Origin of the sequence: Aquabacterium sp., assembly GCF_004297345.1 — a bacterium.
GTDB lineage: Bacteria > Pseudomonadota > Gammaproteobacteria > Burkholderiales > Burkholderiaceae_C > Aquabacterium.
This window is the reverse complement of sequence record NZ_SCTN01000404.1, coordinates 1-15,371: the sequence shown is the minus strand read 5'-3', so window position 1 is coordinate 15,371 and position 15,371 is coordinate 1. Positions and strand designations below refer to the sequence as shown.

Here is a 15,371-nt window from a genome sequence, read left to right as displayed (position 1 = left end):
CTTGGTCGCCTTCCACAGCAGATGCAAAGGCCCCAGGCGCAGATGCCGCTGGCGGAACACATACCAGGTCCACACAAAGGCCGGCATGGCCAGCAGCCACAAAGCCAGCGCCCCACCCCACGCGATCCAATTTCCGGGATGGCGCACAGCGATGGCGGCCATCAACAACCACGCCACCACACCGCCGCCAAACAAAGGTGCCCACATGGCGCGGTAAACCTGCTGGCAGGCGCCATCGAAGGCCACACGCCGATGGGCCCAACTCAGATGCGCCATGCGGTGCGTCAAGCTCATGAACACCAGCAAGGGCCAGACAGCCAGGGCCAGCGACAAGGCCAGCATGCCAGCCAATGCGGAGCCGCCGGCCCACGCACCGCTCACGCCCAGCAGCAACGCCATGCTCAGGGCATAGCGCGGCAACAGATTGGCGGGAGGCTCGTGATAATCGAGCACATGGCCGGCCACCCGGGTATGGCGCATCAGATAGCGCTGGCTGCGCACGCGCGCCCAGGGCAGGTACAAACCGGCCGTGAGCAAGATCAACAGCAGATTGCGCAGCCACAAACGGGCATAGCCAATGGGCTCACCTTGAAAACGCAAGGGCCATGACGTCACCACCCCGTTTGGCAGGCGCGGCATCTTCCCGGGTACCACGGCAGCCGCATCGGACACCTCGAAAGCCGTGCTGGATGGGGCCGTCTCCGGGCCATCGTCACCCACTGTTTCAGGCAAAACAGGCAGGCGCTGCCGAACCGACCCGATCGGATCAGGCCAGGCAAGAGGAGGCAGGCTCGACCATTCAGGCTCGAGTTCGTCCACCGCACACTCAGGGAGCATGACGGGCTGTTTGGGAACGAACTCGTCCAGCCGGATGACGCGTACTGCTGAGCGAACGCCGGAATTGTTCATTTCAGCATCAAATGTAACGATTTAGAACCGCTGGATGACCCGGACCTCCCCCTGATTGGGTGGGTAGAGCCACCAGAAGGCTTACGTGTGCGTCAAGCCGCCGTCGATGGCTAAAATGATCCCAAACACACATCAAACACAGAATGAAACTGATCGGATCCCTGACCAGCCCCTTTGTCCGCAAAGTACGGGTCGTGCTGGCCGAGAAGAAACTCGACTACAAGTTCGACATTGAGGACGTCTGGTCGGCTGACACGACGATCATGGAATCCAACCCGCTGGGCAAAGTGCCCTGCCTGGTCATGGAAGGCGGCGAGGCCATTTTCGACTCGCGCGTCATCGTGGAATACGTGGACACCCTGTCTCCTGTCGGCAAGCTCATCCCTTTGAGCGGCCGCGAGCGGGTGGAAGTGCGCACCTGGGAAGCGCTGGCCGATGGCCTGCTGGACGCCGCCATCCTGGCGCGCATGGAGCAAACCTGGGCGGGCCGTACCGAAGCGCAACGCAGCCAGGCCTGGATCGATCGCCAGATTGACAAGGTCAAGGCCAGCCTGAAAGCGATGAGCCAGGGCCTGGGTGACCGCCCCTGGTGCACCGGTACACACCACAGCCTGGCCGATATCGCCGTGGGCTGTGCGTTGGGGTATCTGGATTTCCGCTTCCCGGAGATCGATTGGCGTGACGACTACCCCAATCTGGGCAAGTTGCATGAAAAGCTGATGCAGCGCCAGAGCTTCATCGATACGGCCCCACCCAAGGCCTGATCAACCGAGGCTGATCCGGGCTTCGTTCAATGCACGCCGTCTGCTGGCTCGAACGAATCGGCACGCGCACGGCGCCAGTACTGCTCGAAGCCAGGCTGGCGCCACGGCGCCTCGCCCCGCTCCGCTGCCAGCAGCTCGCCCGGCTTCATGTAGGGCAGCAAGTTGGCCAGGCGCCCCACCTCAAAACCCGACACCCGCCGCAAGATGTGGTCAGCCGTGATGTCGTTGGGATGATGCAAGCCGGCTGCCTGCACCAACTCCTGCAAGGCATGCAGGGTGTTGTGATGGAAGCGGTAGACCCGCTCGGCCTTGTCCGGCACGACCAGCGCGCGCTGCCGCCCTGGATCCTGCGATGTCACCCCCGTGGGGCACTCGCCCGTGTGACAGGTTTGAGCCTGGATGCAGCCCAGCGCGAACATGAAGCCGCGCGCTGAATTGCACCAATCGGCACCCAAGGCCATCATGCGGGCGATATCGAAGGCACTGATCACCTTGCCGGCACAGCCGATCTTGACGCGATGGCGCTCACCCAGCCCCACCAGGGTGTTATGGACCAGCAGCAAGCCCTCCTGCAAAGGCGCCCCAACGTGATCCGTGAACTCCAGCGGCGCCGCACCGGTACCGCCCTCGGCACCATCGACCACGATGAAGTCCGGCCAGATGCCGGTCTCGCGCATGGCCTTGGCCATGGCGAACCACTCCCAGACATGCCCCACACAGAACTTGAAGCCCACGGGCTTGCCACCCGATAGCTGACGCAGGCGCTCGATGAAGCGCATCATTTCAATGGGAGATGAAAACGCCGAATGGCTGGCCGGCGAGACACAATCCTGGCCCATGGGCACGCCGCGCGTTTCGGCGATTTCGGGCGTCACCTTCGGGCCTGGCAGCACGCCGCCGTGCCCTGGTTTGGCGCCCTGGCTCAGCTTGAGCTCGATCATCTTGACCTGCGGCTCACGCGCATTGGTCACGAACCTGGTCTCGTCGAACTTGCCCTCTTCATTGCGGCAGCCAAAGTAGCCTGATCCGATCTCCCAGATCAGATCGCCACCGGGCTCGCGGTGATAGCGACTGATCGAGCCCTCGCCCGTGTCATGCGCGAAACGCCCCTTCTTCGCCCCGGCATTCAGGGCCAGCACCGCATTGGCACTCAAGGCACCAAAACTCATCGCCGAGATATTGAACACGCTGGCACTGTAGGGCTGCGTGCAAGACGAGCCGCCAGCGCCGATCGTCACGCGGAAATCCTCGCTGACAATCTCGGTGGGCACCATGGAATGGCTGATCCACTCGTAGCCGGTCGCCCCTACATCACGCTGGGTGCCGAATGGCCGTTTGTCTGACTCGCCCTTGGCGCGCTGGTACACGAGGGAACGCTGCTGACGCGAGAATGGCGCCGCCTCGTTGTCGCTTTCGATGAAGTACTGCCGCAGCTCGGGCCGGATGAACTCCAGCAGATAACGCAGATGCCCGATCACCGGATAGTTGCGCAGCACCGACCGGCTGGTCTGGCGCATGTCATTGATGCCCAGGAAGGTCAGCAAGCCCCCCAACACGGCCAGCCACAAGCCGTATCGATGCTGAAAACCCTGCCACTGCCAGGAACCGGCCAGCGTCAGAAGTACCGCAAAGACCCACGCGCCATAGCGGATGGGCACGTACTTGTTGAGTCGAATCAGCCACCTGGGCATGAGGCCTCCTTATGGATCGGGCGTGATGCAAATGCGCCCTCGCACCATGCTACGGTGAAGCGCGCACCAGCGGTCGAGCGCACAAGACGGCGATTTGCCGCCAGATTGTGAAATATCACCACGTGCCAAGCATCATGAAATGGCGCTACACTGATACCTATAGCGCCGATTTGTCCGGATTGCGGGCGCTCAAGAAATTCCGCTAAAGAGGGCGCTGCTAACCGGCCCCTGCTTTCATGCGAGGCCGGTTTTTTGTTGTCTGATCAAGCTGCACGCGTCATGTCCAATCTTGGGGTCGTCACCCCCGCATCCATGCACTTCGGCACACCCTTGTCGCTACAAAGCGGCGCGGTGCTGCGCGACTACACCCTGGTCTACGAGACCTACGGCCGCCTGAATGAAGACCGCAGCAACGCAGTGCTGGTGTGCCATGCACTGAATGCCTCGCACCACGTGGCCGGGCTGCACGCCGACGAAAACGGCAACCCCTTGCCCAAGAGTCAGGGCTGGTGGGACAACATGATCGGCCCCGGCAAACCGCTGGACACGGACAAATTCTTCGTCATCGGCATCAACAACCCGGGCTCATGCTTTGGCTCGACCGGACCGATGCACACCAACCCAGCAACCGGCAAGCTCTATGGCGCCGACTTCCCCGTGGTCACGGTGGAGGACTGGGTCAACGCGCAAGCTCGCGTGCTGGATCGCCTGGGCATCAACCAACTGGCCGCCGTGCTGGGCGGCAGCCTGGGTGGCATGCAGGCCCTGAGCTGGACGCTGCAATACCCCGAGCGCGTACGCCACTGCGTAGCGGTAGCCACGGCACCGAATCTGTCGGCCCAGAACATTGCGTTCAATGAAGTGGCCCGTCGCGCCATCGTGACCGATCCGGATTTCCACAACGGCCATTTTTACGAGCATGGCGTCGTGCCTCGTCGTGGTCTGCGTGTGGCCCGCATGATCGGCCACATCACCTATCTGTCTGACGACGTGATGGACGAGAAGTTCGGCCGTGAAATGGTCGGCCGCGCCATCGGCGACGAGCCCGCCTACAGCACCCAGGACATCGAGTTCCAGGTCGAGAGCTACCTGCGCTACCAGGGCGACAAGTTCAGCGACTACTTCGATGCCAACACCTACCTGCTGATCACGCGGGCGCTTGACTACTTCGACCCGGCCCGCACTCACGGCGGCAAACTGGCTGCGGCCATGGCCAAGGCGCTGGCCAAGTTCCTGGTCATCAGCTTCACGACAGACTGGCGCTTTTCGCCGGCGCGCTCGCGCGAGATCGTCAAGGCCCTGGTCGACAACCGCCATGACGTGAGCTATGCCGAAATCGATGCGCCGCACGGCCACGATGCCTTCCTGCTCGATGACCCTCGCTACCACGACGTGGTTCGCGCCTACTTCGATCGCATTGCGCTGGAGTTGCGCAACCGATCCGGCGCCCTCAGCACACGCGATGGCCAGCCTTTGAACGTGGCTGTGTGATGGAGACCTTGATGAGCAACGACCGCGCCATCCATCAGATCATTGCCGACCTGATCCCCACCGGCTCCCGCGTGCTGGACCTGGGGTGTGGAGATGGCTCTTTGCTGGCCTATCTACGCGACCATCGTCAATGCACCGGCTACGGCGTGGAACTGGACGACGCCAAGGTGCTGGAATGCGTACGCCGCGGCGTCAACGTCATCCAGCGCAATCTGGAAGAGGGCTTGAGCCTGTTCGAGGACAACAGCTTCGATGTGGTGCTGCAGCTCGATACGCTTCAGCACTTGCGCAATACGGAGGCCATGCTGCGCGAAACAGCGCGCATTGGCCGCCTGGGCCTGGTGAGCTTCCCCAATTTTGCGCACTGGGCGCACCGCCTGAGCGTGCTGCGTGGCCGCATGCCCGTGACCAAAGCCCTGCCCTATCAGTGGTACGACACGCCCAATATCCGCGTAGCCACGTTTGCCGACTTTGAAGTGCTGGCTCGCAAGAATGGCCTGCGTACGCTGGCCTCGTTTGGCTTGAACAGCCAGGGCGGCGTGGTCAACAACTGGCCCAACCTGTTGGCCAGCACGGCCGTCTTCAAGTTCGAACGCGGTTGAACCGACAGTACGGCTGAGCCTGCTGCGGGCAAGTGCCACACAGGCCCGCTACCAAGCTGGCCACCAAAAGAAAAACGCCCCTCGCGGGGCGTTTTTCATGGATGCTTCAAATCGAAGGGATTCGATCAGAAGTTGTGCTTGATGCCTACGGCGAACGATTGGCCAGAATCCTTGTCGGTAGCATCGTTGTTCATGAAAGCGCCAAACACGCTGGTGCGCTTGGACAGGGCGTAGTCGTAACCGATCGACAGGATGCGGTCCTTGTACTTGTCACCCGTGGCGGTGACCTTGTTCTTGGATTCGCCGTACGAAGCCATCACATTGGCCTTGTCGGTCACAGGCACGGTCACGCCCAGTTGGTAGATCTTGGACTTGTTGGCGGCTACAGCACCATTGGTCACAGATGGGCTCACAACAACAGCCACCGAGTCCTTCTCGTTGATGTCGGTGTACTGGGCAAAGGCCTTCACCACGCCGAAGTCATAGCTGGCACCAGCGTTCCAGACCTTTTCTTCACCCGTCCATGCGGTCGAAGTCGACTTGCCGGCGTTAACATAAGTCAGCATGGCGCTGAAAGGACCAGCATTGTACGAACCAGCCGCGGCGTAGCTGTTCTTGGTGCCAGCCACGGTCGTTTCCTTGGGAGCGTACTGGGCAATACCCTGGAAGCCGCCGACCACAGGCGATTCATAAGTGATGGAGTTGATCCAGCCAGTATCAAAACCGACACCGGTCGAACCAGCAGCGCTTTGCGTTTGACCGATATAGCTCAGATGACGCATCGTGGGCGAGAAGGTCATCGAGCTACCGAACGGGTTGTAGGTATAGCCGGCGGTGAACAAGGGGTTGTCGTACTGGCCCAGGGCGACCTTACCGAAACCGCCGCTCAACGCGACGTTCGAGCCACGCCCCCAGAAACCACCATGGTTGTTGGCAAGAGTCGAGCCAGTATCGGCAGCCAAGAAGGATTCCAGCGTGAATTCAGCCTTCAGACCGCCACCCAGATCTTCCGAGCCGGCGAAACCGATGAAGCTGGTCATCATGTCGCCGCTTTGCACCTTGGTCACGCGGCTAGGTGTGCCCTTGGCGTGGGCCAGCTCGTAGGAGCCGGCGTCCATTTCAACGTAACCGTACAGCTTCACGTCAGCGTTGGCAGCGCCAGCAACGGCCAGCAAGGCGGCAACAGCAACCAGGTTTTTCTTTGCAAACATCAAGTTCTCCTAGCAATGAGATGAACAAAAATCTGAACAGGGAGGGTGCCCAAAACAGCCCCAACCACGAAGTTCATTGTGGGACGGAAAGCCCGCCGGGGATCCTTAAGCAAGAATCGTGACAGCTTGCAGAGCTGTTTTTCAGGCCATTTCGTCGCCAAGTCACAACAAAATCCTATGTATTTATTGGATTTTAGGACATTTCCCCTCCAAATTACGCGGATTCGCGTCCATTTTCATTGCCCAGGCAAAGGAATAGCCTGATGCACAAACTGAGGGCATCCATTGGCGCGATCGTTCGTTTTTTCGGAAAAATTCCCCGATATGGGGCATATTCACACTCAATCAGGGCTGGAGCACAGCCAGAAGCTGCTCACCATAGGCTTCGAGCTTTTTCGCGCCCACGCCACTGATGCTGCCCAGCTCCCCCAAGGATTGCGGCGAGATGCGCGCCATGTCGGCCAGGGTGGCGTCGTGGAACACCACATAGGCAGGCAGGTTGTGCTCACTGGCCACGCCGGCACGCCAGGCCTTGAGCTCGTTGTAGCGCGACAGAGCGTCGCCAATCAGATCAGCCGGCGCCGAGGAGGCCTTGCCGCCGGACTTGGTGGCACGACCGCGGCGCGGGGCCTCGACGGCCTCGCGCAAGGTGAGATTGACCTCGCCCTTGAGCACGGCCCGGGCGCTGTCCGTCAGCGTGAGGGTGTTGAACTCCCCTTCCGCCACCACATGCCCCAGGGCCACCAGCTGGCGCAACACGGCGCGCCACTGGTTTTCTGACAGGTCCGCACCCACGCCAAAGGTACTGAGGCTGTGGTGTCCGTACTGCTGCACCTTGTCTGTCTGCTTGCCGCGCAAGACATCAATCAGGTGCCCGGCGCCGAAGCGCTGGCGCCCGTGCTGCCAGAAGCGGTAGATGCAACTGAGCATCTTGCGCGCGGCCTCGGTGCCGTCCCATGTGGCGGGAGGATGCAAACAGTTATCGCAATTACCGCAGGGCTGGCTTTCTTCGCCGAAGTAGGCCAGCAGGCGCACACGGCGGCAGTCATGGGCTTCGGCCAGCGCCAGCAAGGCATCCAGCTTGCCGCGCTGCACGCGCTTGAAGTCGTCGTGGGCCGGGCTTTCGTCGATCATGCGGCGCTGGTTGACCACGTCGGCCAGGCCATAAGTCAGCCAGGCATCGGCATCGCCGCCATCGCGCCCGGCACGGCCCGTCTCTTGGTAGTAGGCCTCGATGTTCTTGGGCAGATCCAGGTGGGCCACGAAGCGCACATCGGGTTTGTCGATGCCCATGCCGAAAGCGATCGTGGCGACCATGACCAGGCCGTCTTCACGCAAAAAGCGATCCTGGTGCTTCTGGCGCACGGCGGAATCCAGCCCGGCGTGATACGGCAAGGCGCTGATGCCTTGCTCGTTGAGCCAGGCGGCCGTTTCTTCCACCTTCTTGCGGCTCTGACAATAAACGATGCCGGCGTCGCCATCGTGCTCGTCGCGGATGAAGCGCAGCAACTGCTGGCGAGGGTTGTCTTTTTCGACCAGGGCGTAGCGGATGTTGGGCCGGTCGAAGCTGCTGATGAAGACACGGGCGTCCTGCAGTTGCAGGCGCTCGATCATGTCGGCACGGGTCTGGTCGTCGGCGGTGGCAGTCAGGGCCAGGCGAGGCACGTCGGGGAAGCGCTCGTGCAGCATGCTGAGCTGCAGGTAGTCTTCGCGGAAATCGTGCCCCCATTGGCTGACGCAGTGCGCCTCGTCAATGGCAAACAGGCTGAGCAGTCCGCGCTCATGCAGGCTGGCCAGTTGCGCCTGGAAGCGCAGGTTGGTGACGCGCTCGGGCGCGGCGTACAGCATCACCATGCGGCCGGCCATCATCTCGCGCTCGATGCGCTGGGTGTCTTCCTGGCTGAGCGAGCTGTTGAGGAAGGCCGCGTGCACGCCAACTTCTTCCAGCGCGCCGACCTGGTCGTGCATCAAGGCAATCAGCGGCGACACGACCACCGTCACGCCCTTGCCAGCGCGATGGCGCGCGATCGCCGGGATCTGATAGCACAGGCTCTTGCCGCCGCCCGTGGGCATCAGCACCAGGGCGTCGTTGCCGGCCGTGACGTGGTCCACGATGGCCTGCTGCTGCCCACGGAAGGCAGCGTAGCCGAAGACGTCCTGCAGGATGGTCAAGGGTTCAGTGGACGAGGCAGCCTGGTCAGAGGCCGCGCTGGACAGTACAGACACGTTGGGGCGAACAGGGCGACGGATGGCTGTGCCAGCGGAATGCGTGGCACATGGCCGCTATTGTCGCCGCTGACGGCGTGCTTCTCGCGCGTATCTGCGGCAGCCCCCAATCAGAGGGCGCCCGCAAGAACGCCCGGCAACCCGAAAGCGTCGACCTCAGGGCCATCAAGCCCGAAAGAAGCTGACCGATCCCTGCAGCGCCTGCGCCTGTTGCTGCAAAGAGGATGCGGCTGCGGCGGCCTGCTCGACCAGGGCGGCGTTTTGCTGCATGGTCGTGTCCATGGCGCCGATGGACTGGCTGACCTGGCTGATACCCTCGGCCTGCTCGCGTGCGGCCACCGAGATCTCAGAGATCACGTCGCGCACTTGTTTGACGGCCTGGACGGCCTCGGCAATCGTCGAGCCGGCCTCACCCACCAGGTTGCTACCCCGATCGACGCATTCCACGCTGGCATTGATCAGCGATTTGATTTCTCGGGCGGCATTGGCGCTGCGCTGTGCCAGGGCGCGCACCTCAGATGCGACCACGGCAAAGCCCCTGCCCTGTTCGCCGGCACGTGCGGCCTCGACAGCGGCATTGAGCGCCAGGATATTGGTCTGGAAGGCAATGCCGTCGATCACACCGATGATCTCGGAGATCTTGCGTGAACTGGTGTTGATGTCATTCATGGTCTGGACGACATCGCTGACCACGGCACCGCCGCGCTCGGCCACGTCGCTGGCCCGCGACGCCAGATCCTGCGCCTGAACGGCATGATCGGCACTGTGCTGAACCCCGGTTGACAACTGGCTGATGGTGGCCACGGTCTGCTGCAGATTGGAAGCCTGCGCCTCGGTACGAGCAGACAGGTCCATGTTGCCCGACGCGATCTCGCCTGAGGCGTGTGACACCATGTCGGCGGACTCGCGGACCTGGCTGACCACGCGCAGCAAGCTGTCGTTCATCTTGCCCATGGCGGCACGCAGTTGACTGACTTCGTCCTGCCCATCGGTATGAATGCTCACACGCAGGTTGCCATTGGCCACCTCCGTGGCGGCTGATACGGCTTGCGCCAGCGGGTCGGTGATGCTGCGCAGGATCAGCCAGGCGACCGAAGCGCCTGCGCACAGCGCCAGCACGACGACCCCCAGCATGGTCAACACGGCTGTGTGCATCCGGGCTTTGGCCTGATCAACGGCTTGCGCCTGGATGGTTTTGGCGGATTGCAGCACGCTGGCCACGATTTCATCAATTTTCTTGGTGGGCGGCCTGTCCATGCCTTTAACCAGATGATCAACCTGATGGGCACTCTTGTCGGGCTCAGCCTGATCGTAGTGCGTCAAGGCATCCTGGTACTTGGTCTTGAGTTCGGACAAGGCCACCTGGGCTTGAGCGATGTCGGATGTGGACAGGCTCATGTCCTCCATCACGGTCTTCAACTCTTGCAATCGAGCCTGCACGGTATCGCCCTCCTTGGCGAAAGCCGCGCTGTATTTGTCAAAGGCAGCCTTGTCACCACCTCGCAGGAGCGTGTTTTTCCACTCCTGAATCTGGATCTTGAAAGACACCTGGGCACTGCGTGCCAGGTCAATAGCCACCTCGAACTTCTGCGCTTTCTGTGCACAGGCCTCGAACTGGACCTCATCGGCCTTGAGCGCCCACCATCCCGTGGCGCCAACCACCAGCAGAGCCACACTCATGGCACCACCCAGCACCGCCACACGCGTGCCAATCTTCAAATTCGAGAAGTTCATCACGACTCCCTGGTCGTTGCGGGCTGTTGGCTCGCCAGCCCCCCAGCGATTGCCGGGCCTGGGTTCGCCCTTCCAATAGGCGCCCAGAATGAATGCTTCTCCGGCTGAAGTAAGGGGCTTATCGGGGCAAAGCGCGACTGACTTGAGCCTTAATTGCCTGAAACGCCTTCAATATTGCCAAGCCCGGAAAGCGGCATCTCAATCCGAATCCGGTACGGCGACGACCGCTGCGGTGTAGGCCGACAAAAAAGCCGGCGGCATTCTGCGCACCTTGCCCTGAGCAATGTCCACACAGACAAACTGAGAATGCCCGCGGAACACTGTGACGCCATCGTCCAGGCGAATGAACTGGTACTGACGGCGCATGGTGAGTTTGTCGGCCTGGGTCAACCAGGTGCCCAGCACCAGCCGCTCGCCCAGGCGCGTGGCCTGGATGTAGTTCATCTCATGCTGGCGCACCACCATGCCGTGGCCCAGCGCCTCGTACTCAGCCGGCCCCAGGCCCAGCGCCATCGAATGCGCCCAGGCCACGTCCTCCAGCCATTGCAGGTAGACCACGTTGTTCGTGTGCCGCATGAGGTCGATGTGCTGATCCTGCACGGACACGTTCAAGACATGGGGGTTGGGGAGATCCCATTTGAGATCGGTCACAGAGGTGCTGGTCATGGCTTGCTTGTGATTCAGATTGGCGCAATGATGCCATCCTGCATGTACGCCACATCCAAGGGGCCCGCCATGAAGATCGCACCCTGCGTTTTCCTGATCACGGGAGGCTGCTCCGGCTTGGGCGCGGCCACCAGCCAGATGGCCTGGGAGACCGGCGCCCGCGTCTTGCTGGCGGACCGATGTACCCCACCGCCCGATCACCCCTTGCACCAGCTTGATCCGCATCAGGAACGATGGCACTGGATGGACACCGATGTCAGCGATGACACGCAAGGCTCTGCCGCCGTCTACATGGCACAGGATCGCTTCGGCAGGCTCGATGTGCTGGTGAATGCTGCCGGCGTGGCATTCGAGGAATGCCTGCACGGGCGTGAGGGCCCTCATCAGCTGTCGACCTTCCAGCGCGTCATGCAGGTCAACCTCATGGGCAGCTTCAACATGATGCGCCTGGCTGTGTCCGTGATGATGGCCTCACCACCCCGCTCAGGCGATTGCGGCGATGCCAGCCGGGGCGTGATCATCAACACGGCATCGATTGCCGCTTTTGACGGGCAGATGGGACAGGTTGCCTACGCAGCGTCCAAGGGCGGTATCGCGGCCATGACCCTGCCTGCGGCGCGCGATCTGGCGCGCGACCGCATCCGGGTGATGGCGATTGCGCCCGGCGCTTTCGACACCCCGCTCGTGGCGGGCCTGCCAGAAGAGCGGCAAGCAGCCCTCGCGGCCAGCGTGCCCTGCCCGACCAGACTGGGACACCCCCGGGAATACGCCGCGCTGGTGCGCCATATTGTGGAGAACGACTACCTCAATGGCGAGGTGATCCGGCTGGACGGCGGTTTGAGACTCTCAACAACCTGAGTACAACTCAAGAGGCGCAGGCGCTACGCGCAATGCGTCACAACACCGCGTTTACCCTTAAAAGGCCAATGCACACAAATTGAACATCACATGGCATGATCTCGCCATTCTTGAGTGTCACTCAATTTTGATCGTGCCCACCAGCCTGCAACGCACCACGCCTCGTCGAGCCAAATCCCAGGAGCGCATCCAGACGCTGCTGAGTGCCGCTCGACGCGTTTTCTCCGAGCACGGCTACCAGCGCACCACCACCGCCCAGATTGCGCAAGCCGCCGGCGTCTCCGAGGCCACGGTGTTCACCTACTTTCCCGGCAAGCGCGAGCTGTGCATCCAGGTGATCAAGGATTGGTACGACGAGATCAGCAGCGAACTGGAGCGCGATGTGCCGCACCTGCATGGTGTGCATGCCAAGCTCAGCCATGTGGTGCGTGCCCACCTGGTGACGCTGCTGGCCGATGGCTCGGGCATGTGTGCGCTCGTGCTGAGCGAAGGCCGCGCCGCCGAGCCTGAACTGGCGCAGGTCATCACCGACTGTAAACGCCGCTACACCGCGCCGCTGATGGACTGCCTGGCCGAAGCCCAGGCGCAAGGCCAGATCCGCGCCGACATGCCGCTGCGCCTGCTGCGCGATCTGGTTTACGGCTCGATGGAGCACGTGCTGTGGGACGCCATCACCACGATGAAACGCCCCCGCATTGACACCACGGCCGAGCAACTGACCGAACTGATCTGGAGCGCGCTGATGCCCAAAGATACCTCGCTGGCGGCCTTGAGCCGCTTCAAGGATGAGGTGAGCGAAGCGCTGCGCCATGTCCAGCCCAAAACCTGAGGCCCACACCGACCATGCCCGTCATCGAGACCCAACTCAATCCGCGCTCCGAAGCCTTCAAGGCCAGCGCCCAGGCCATGCAAGCCCTGGTGGACGATCTGGAGCAGCAACTCGCCCGCATCGCCCTGGGCGGTGGCGAAGCACCTCGCGCCAAGCACCTGGCACGCGGCAAGCTGCTGCCGCGCGACCGTGTGGAGCAACTGCTGGATGCCGGCTCACCCTTCCTGGAAGTAGCACCGCTCGCCGCCCTCAATGTGTATGACAACGCCGCGCCTTCGGCTGGCGTGATCGCGGGTGTCGGGCGGGTATCCGGCGTGGAGTGCATGATCGTGTGCAACGACGCCACGGTCAAAGGTGGCACCTACTACCCGCTGTCGGTCAAGAAGCACCTGCGTGCGCAGGAGATCGCCGCACAGAACCGCCTGCCCTGCATTTACCTGGTGGACTCGGGCGGCGCCAACCTGCCCAATCAGGACGAGGTCTTCCCGGACCGCGACCACTTCGGCCGCATCTTCTACAACCAGGCCAATATGAGCGCGGTCGGTATCCCGCAGATTGCCGTGGTGATGGGCTCGTGTACGGCTGGCGGCGCCTATGTGCCCGCCATGAGTGACGAGACCATCATTGTGCAGAACCAGGGCACCATCTTCCTGGGCGGCCCGCCACTGGTGAAGGCCGCCACGGGCGAAGTGGTGAGCGTGGAAGACCTGGGAGGCGGCGATGTGCACACGCGCCTGTCTGGCGTGGCTGATCACCTGGCGCGCGACGATGCCCATGCGCTGGCCCTGGCCCGCCAGTGCGTGGCGCGGCTGAACTGGCGCAAGACGCCCGAGATCACGCTGCAGGAGCCCCGTGCGCCTCGATTTGACGAGAGCGAACTCAACGGCATCATCCCCACGGACACGCGCAAGCCCTTCGATGTGCGCGAGGTGATCGCCCGCATCGTGGACAACTCCGAGTTCGACGAATTCAAGCCCCGCTACGGCAGCACGCTGGTCACAGGCTTTGCCCACATCGAAGGCATGCCCGTGGGCATCATCGCCAACAACGGCATCCTGTTCTCGGAAAGCGCCAACAAGGGCGCGCACTTCATCGAGCTGTGCTGCCAGCGCAAGATCCCGCTCGTGTTCCTGCAGAACATCACCGGCTTCATGGTGGGCCGCAAGTACGAGAACGAAGGCATTGCGCGCGCCGGCGCCAAGATGGTGACGGCTGTGTCGTGCGCGCAGGTGCCCAAGTTCACCGTGATCATCGGCGGCTCGTTCGGGGCGGGCAACTACGGCATGTGTGGCCGGGCGTACAACCCGCGCTTCCTGTGGATGTGGCCGAACGCGCGCATCAGCGTGATGGGCGGCGAGCAGGCTGCGAGTGTGCTGGCCACGGTCAAGCGCGATGGCATCGAGTTGAAAACCGGATTGAAAGGCGAAGCCGCCTGGAGCGCCGACGACGAGGAAGCCTTCAAGGCACCGATCCGCGAGCAGTACGAGGCCCAGGGCCACCCCTACTACGCTTCTGCCCGTCTGTGGGATGACGGCGTGATCCGCCCCACTGACACACGCCGCGTGCTGGCCCTGGCCTTGAGTGCCAGCCTCAACGCACCGATTGGCGACACACGCTACGGCGTGTTCCGCATGTAAGGAGCGCGAGCATGTCCCGACTGGATATCCAGCATGAAGGGCACGTGTGCCACGTGTACCTGAACCGCCCCGAATTGCGCAACGCATTTGATGCCGAGACCATTGCCGAGCTGACGCACACGTTTTCAGAGCTGGCCACGGACAAGGCTTTGCGCGCCATCGTACTGGGCGCGCATGGCAAGGCCTTCTGCGCCGGCGCCGACTTGAACTGGATGCGCGCCATGGCCGACTACACCTGGGCCAAGAACCATGCCGATGGCGGCCGACTGGCGCAGATGCTGTGGACCATTGCCAGCAGCCCCGTGCCCGTGATCGCCAAGGTGCAAGGTGACTGTTATGGCGGCGGCGTGGGCCTGGTGGCCTGCTGTGATGTGGTTGTGGCGGCCGAGCAGGCGGGCTTCTGTCTGTCTGAGGCCAAGCTGGGTTTGAGCCCCGCGACCATCAGCCCGTATGTCATCAAGGCGATTGGCGAACGCGCGGCACGCCGCTACTTCGTGACGGCCGAGCGTTTCACCGCGGCAAGGGCACAGGCACTGGGCCTGGTGCATGAAGTGTGCGCAACCGATGACCTGCATGAAACCACACAGCAAGTGGTGCACAGCATCACCCACAACGGCCCGGCCGCCGTGCGAGCCTGCAAGCAACTGGTCAAGGACGTGGCGGGCCAAGCCCTGAACGAGACCTTGCGCGACATGACCGCACGCCGTATCGCCGACATCCGCGCCAGCGATGCAGGCCTTCGCGGCCTTCATC

The 15,371-nt window shown here is 62.5% G+C and carries 13 protein-coding genes and 1 riboswitch; of the genes, 7 read left to right on the top strand and 6 right to left on the bottom strand.

Annotation, left to right across the window (positions count from 1 at the left end; translation table 11 throughout):
- The coding region (locus EPO09_RS15705) for a DUF898 family protein (RefSeq protein ID WP_290644269.1) at positions 1-909 on the bottom strand (909 nt) is incomplete at its 3' end.
- A gap of 143 nt (positions 910-1,052) precedes the next feature.
- Between EPO09_RS15705 and EPO09_RS15700 the strand changes: the two genes are divergently transcribed.
- A complete protein-coding gene (locus EPO09_RS15700) occupies positions 1,053-1,673 on the top strand; it encodes a glutathione S-transferase (RefSeq protein WP_290644268.1) in 621 nt (206 codons plus the stop codon).
- A gap of 26 nt (positions 1,674-1,699) precedes the next feature.
- Here the strand turns inward: EPO09_RS15700 and EPO09_RS15695 are convergent, their stop codons facing one another.
- Positions 1,700-3,364 carry an FMN-binding glutamate synthase family protein gene (locus EPO09_RS15695; protein ID WP_290644267.1) on the bottom strand — a complete coding sequence of 555 codons (1,665 nt, stop codon included), beginning with the start codon at positions 3,362-3,364 and terminating at the stop codon, positions 1,700-1,702.
- 152 nt (positions 3,365-3,516) lie between these two features.
- A riboswitch (SAM riboswitch) is annotated at positions 3,517-3,591 on the top strand.
- 52 nt (positions 3,592-3,643) lie between these two features.
- Between EPO09_RS15695 and EPO09_RS15690 the strand changes: the two genes are divergently transcribed.
- Positions 3,644-4,855 (top strand): homoserine O-acetyltransferase, encoded by a 1,212-nt coding sequence (locus tag EPO09_RS15690; protein ID WP_290644266.1) that lies wholly within the window; start codon positions 3,644-3,646, stop codon positions 4,853-4,855.
- Positions 4,856-4,866: 11 nt separating this feature from the next.
- Positions 4,867-5,457 (top strand): methionine biosynthesis protein MetW, encoded by a 591-nt coding sequence (gene metW, locus EPO09_RS15685; protein WP_290644265.1) that lies wholly within the window; start codon positions 4,867-4,869, stop codon positions 5,455-5,457.
- 125 nt (positions 5,458-5,582) lie between these two features.
- On the opposite strand, the gene EPO09_RS15680 is transcribed toward metW, so the two are convergent.
- The 4 genes from EPO09_RS15680 to EPO09_RS15665 all read right to left on the bottom strand — a co-directional run bounded on the left by EPO09_RS15680 (position 5,583) and on the right by EPO09_RS15665 (position 11,294).
- Positions 5,583-6,668: a porin gene (locus EPO09_RS15680; protein WP_290644264.1), complete on the bottom strand. Its 1,086-nt coding sequence runs from the start codon at positions 6,666-6,668 to the stop codon at positions 5,583-5,585.
- 345 nt (positions 6,669-7,013) lie between these two features.
- A complete protein-coding gene (recQ, locus tag EPO09_RS15675) occupies positions 7,014-8,885 on the bottom strand; it encodes a DNA helicase RecQ (protein WP_290644270.1) in 1,872 nt (623 codons plus the stop codon).
- 174 nt (positions 8,886-9,059) lie between these two features.
- On the bottom strand, positions 9,060-10,628 hold the full coding sequence (locus EPO09_RS15670; RefSeq protein WP_290644263.1) for a methyl-accepting chemotaxis protein: 1,569 nt from the start codon (positions 10,626-10,628) through the stop codon (positions 9,060-9,062).
- A 198-nt stretch (positions 10,629-10,826) separates the two neighbouring features.
- Entirely contained in the window at positions 10,827-11,294 is a 468-nt protein-coding gene (locus EPO09_RS15665) for a thioesterase family protein (protein WP_290644262.1), read from the bottom strand.
- Between the two features lie 69 nt (positions 11,295-11,363).
- Between EPO09_RS15665 and EPO09_RS15660 the strand changes: the two genes are divergently transcribed.
- The 4 genes from EPO09_RS15660 to EPO09_RS15645 form a co-directional block, all read left to right on the top strand.
- Complete coding sequence (locus tag EPO09_RS15660; protein WP_290644261.1) at positions 11,364-12,152, top strand: SDR family NAD(P)-dependent oxidoreductase; 789 nt, start codon at positions 11,364-11,366, stop codon at positions 12,150-12,152.
- A gap of 133 nt (positions 12,153-12,285) precedes the next feature.
- Positions 12,286-12,981, top strand: coding sequence for a TetR/AcrR family transcriptional regulator (locus tag EPO09_RS15655; protein WP_290644260.1), 696 nt, complete (start codon positions 12,286-12,288; stop codon positions 12,979-12,981).
- Positions 12,982-12,995: 14 nt separating this feature from the next.
- Positions 12,996-14,618, top strand: a complete 1,623-nt coding sequence (locus tag EPO09_RS15650; RefSeq protein WP_290644259.1) for a carboxyl transferase domain-containing protein — start codon at positions 12,996-12,998, stop codon at positions 14,616-14,618.
- A gap of 11 nt (positions 14,619-14,629) precedes the next feature.
- Positions 14,630-15,371 (top strand): enoyl-CoA hydratase/isomerase family protein (locus tag EPO09_RS15645; RefSeq protein ID WP_290644258.1); only part of this gene is annotated, 742 nt, incomplete at its 3' end.

What these genes read in the sequence shown, in the direction of transcription:
- EPO09_RS15700 (WP_290644268.1), top strand. Translation starts at nt 1,053, where the DNA reads ATGAAACTGATCGGATCCCTGACCAGCCCCTTTGTCCGCAAAGTACGG.
- EPO09_RS15695 (WP_290644267.1), bottom strand. Translation starts at nt 3,364, where the DNA reads ATGCCCAGGTGGCTGATTCGACTCAACAAGTACGTGCCCATCCGCTAT.
- EPO09_RS15690 (WP_290644266.1), top strand. Translation starts at nt 3,644, where the DNA reads ATGTCCAATCTTGGGGTCGTCACCCCCGCATCCATGCACTTCGGCACA.
- metW (WP_290644265.1), top strand. Translation starts at nt 4,867, where the DNA reads ATGAGCAACGACCGCGCCATCCATCAGATCATTGCCGACCTGATCCCC.
- EPO09_RS15680 (WP_290644264.1), bottom strand. Translation starts at nt 6,668, where the DNA reads ATGTTTGCAAAGAAAAACCTGGTTGCTGTTGCCGCCTTGCTGGCCGTT.
- EPO09_RS15670 (WP_290644263.1), bottom strand. Translation starts at nt 10,628, where the DNA reads ATGAACTTCTCGAATTTGAAGATTGGCACGCGTGTGGCGGTGCTGGGT.
- EPO09_RS15665 (WP_290644262.1), bottom strand. Translation starts at nt 11,294, where the DNA reads ATGACCAGCACCTCTGTGACCGATCTCAAATGGGATCTCCCCAACCCC.
- EPO09_RS15660 (WP_290644261.1), top strand. Translation starts at nt 11,364, where the DNA reads ATGAAGATCGCACCCTGCGTTTTCCTGATCACGGGAGGCTGCTCCGGC.
- EPO09_RS15650 (WP_290644259.1), top strand. Translation starts at nt 12,996, where the DNA reads ATGCCCGTCATCGAGACCCAACTCAATCCGCGCTCCGAAGCCTTCAAG.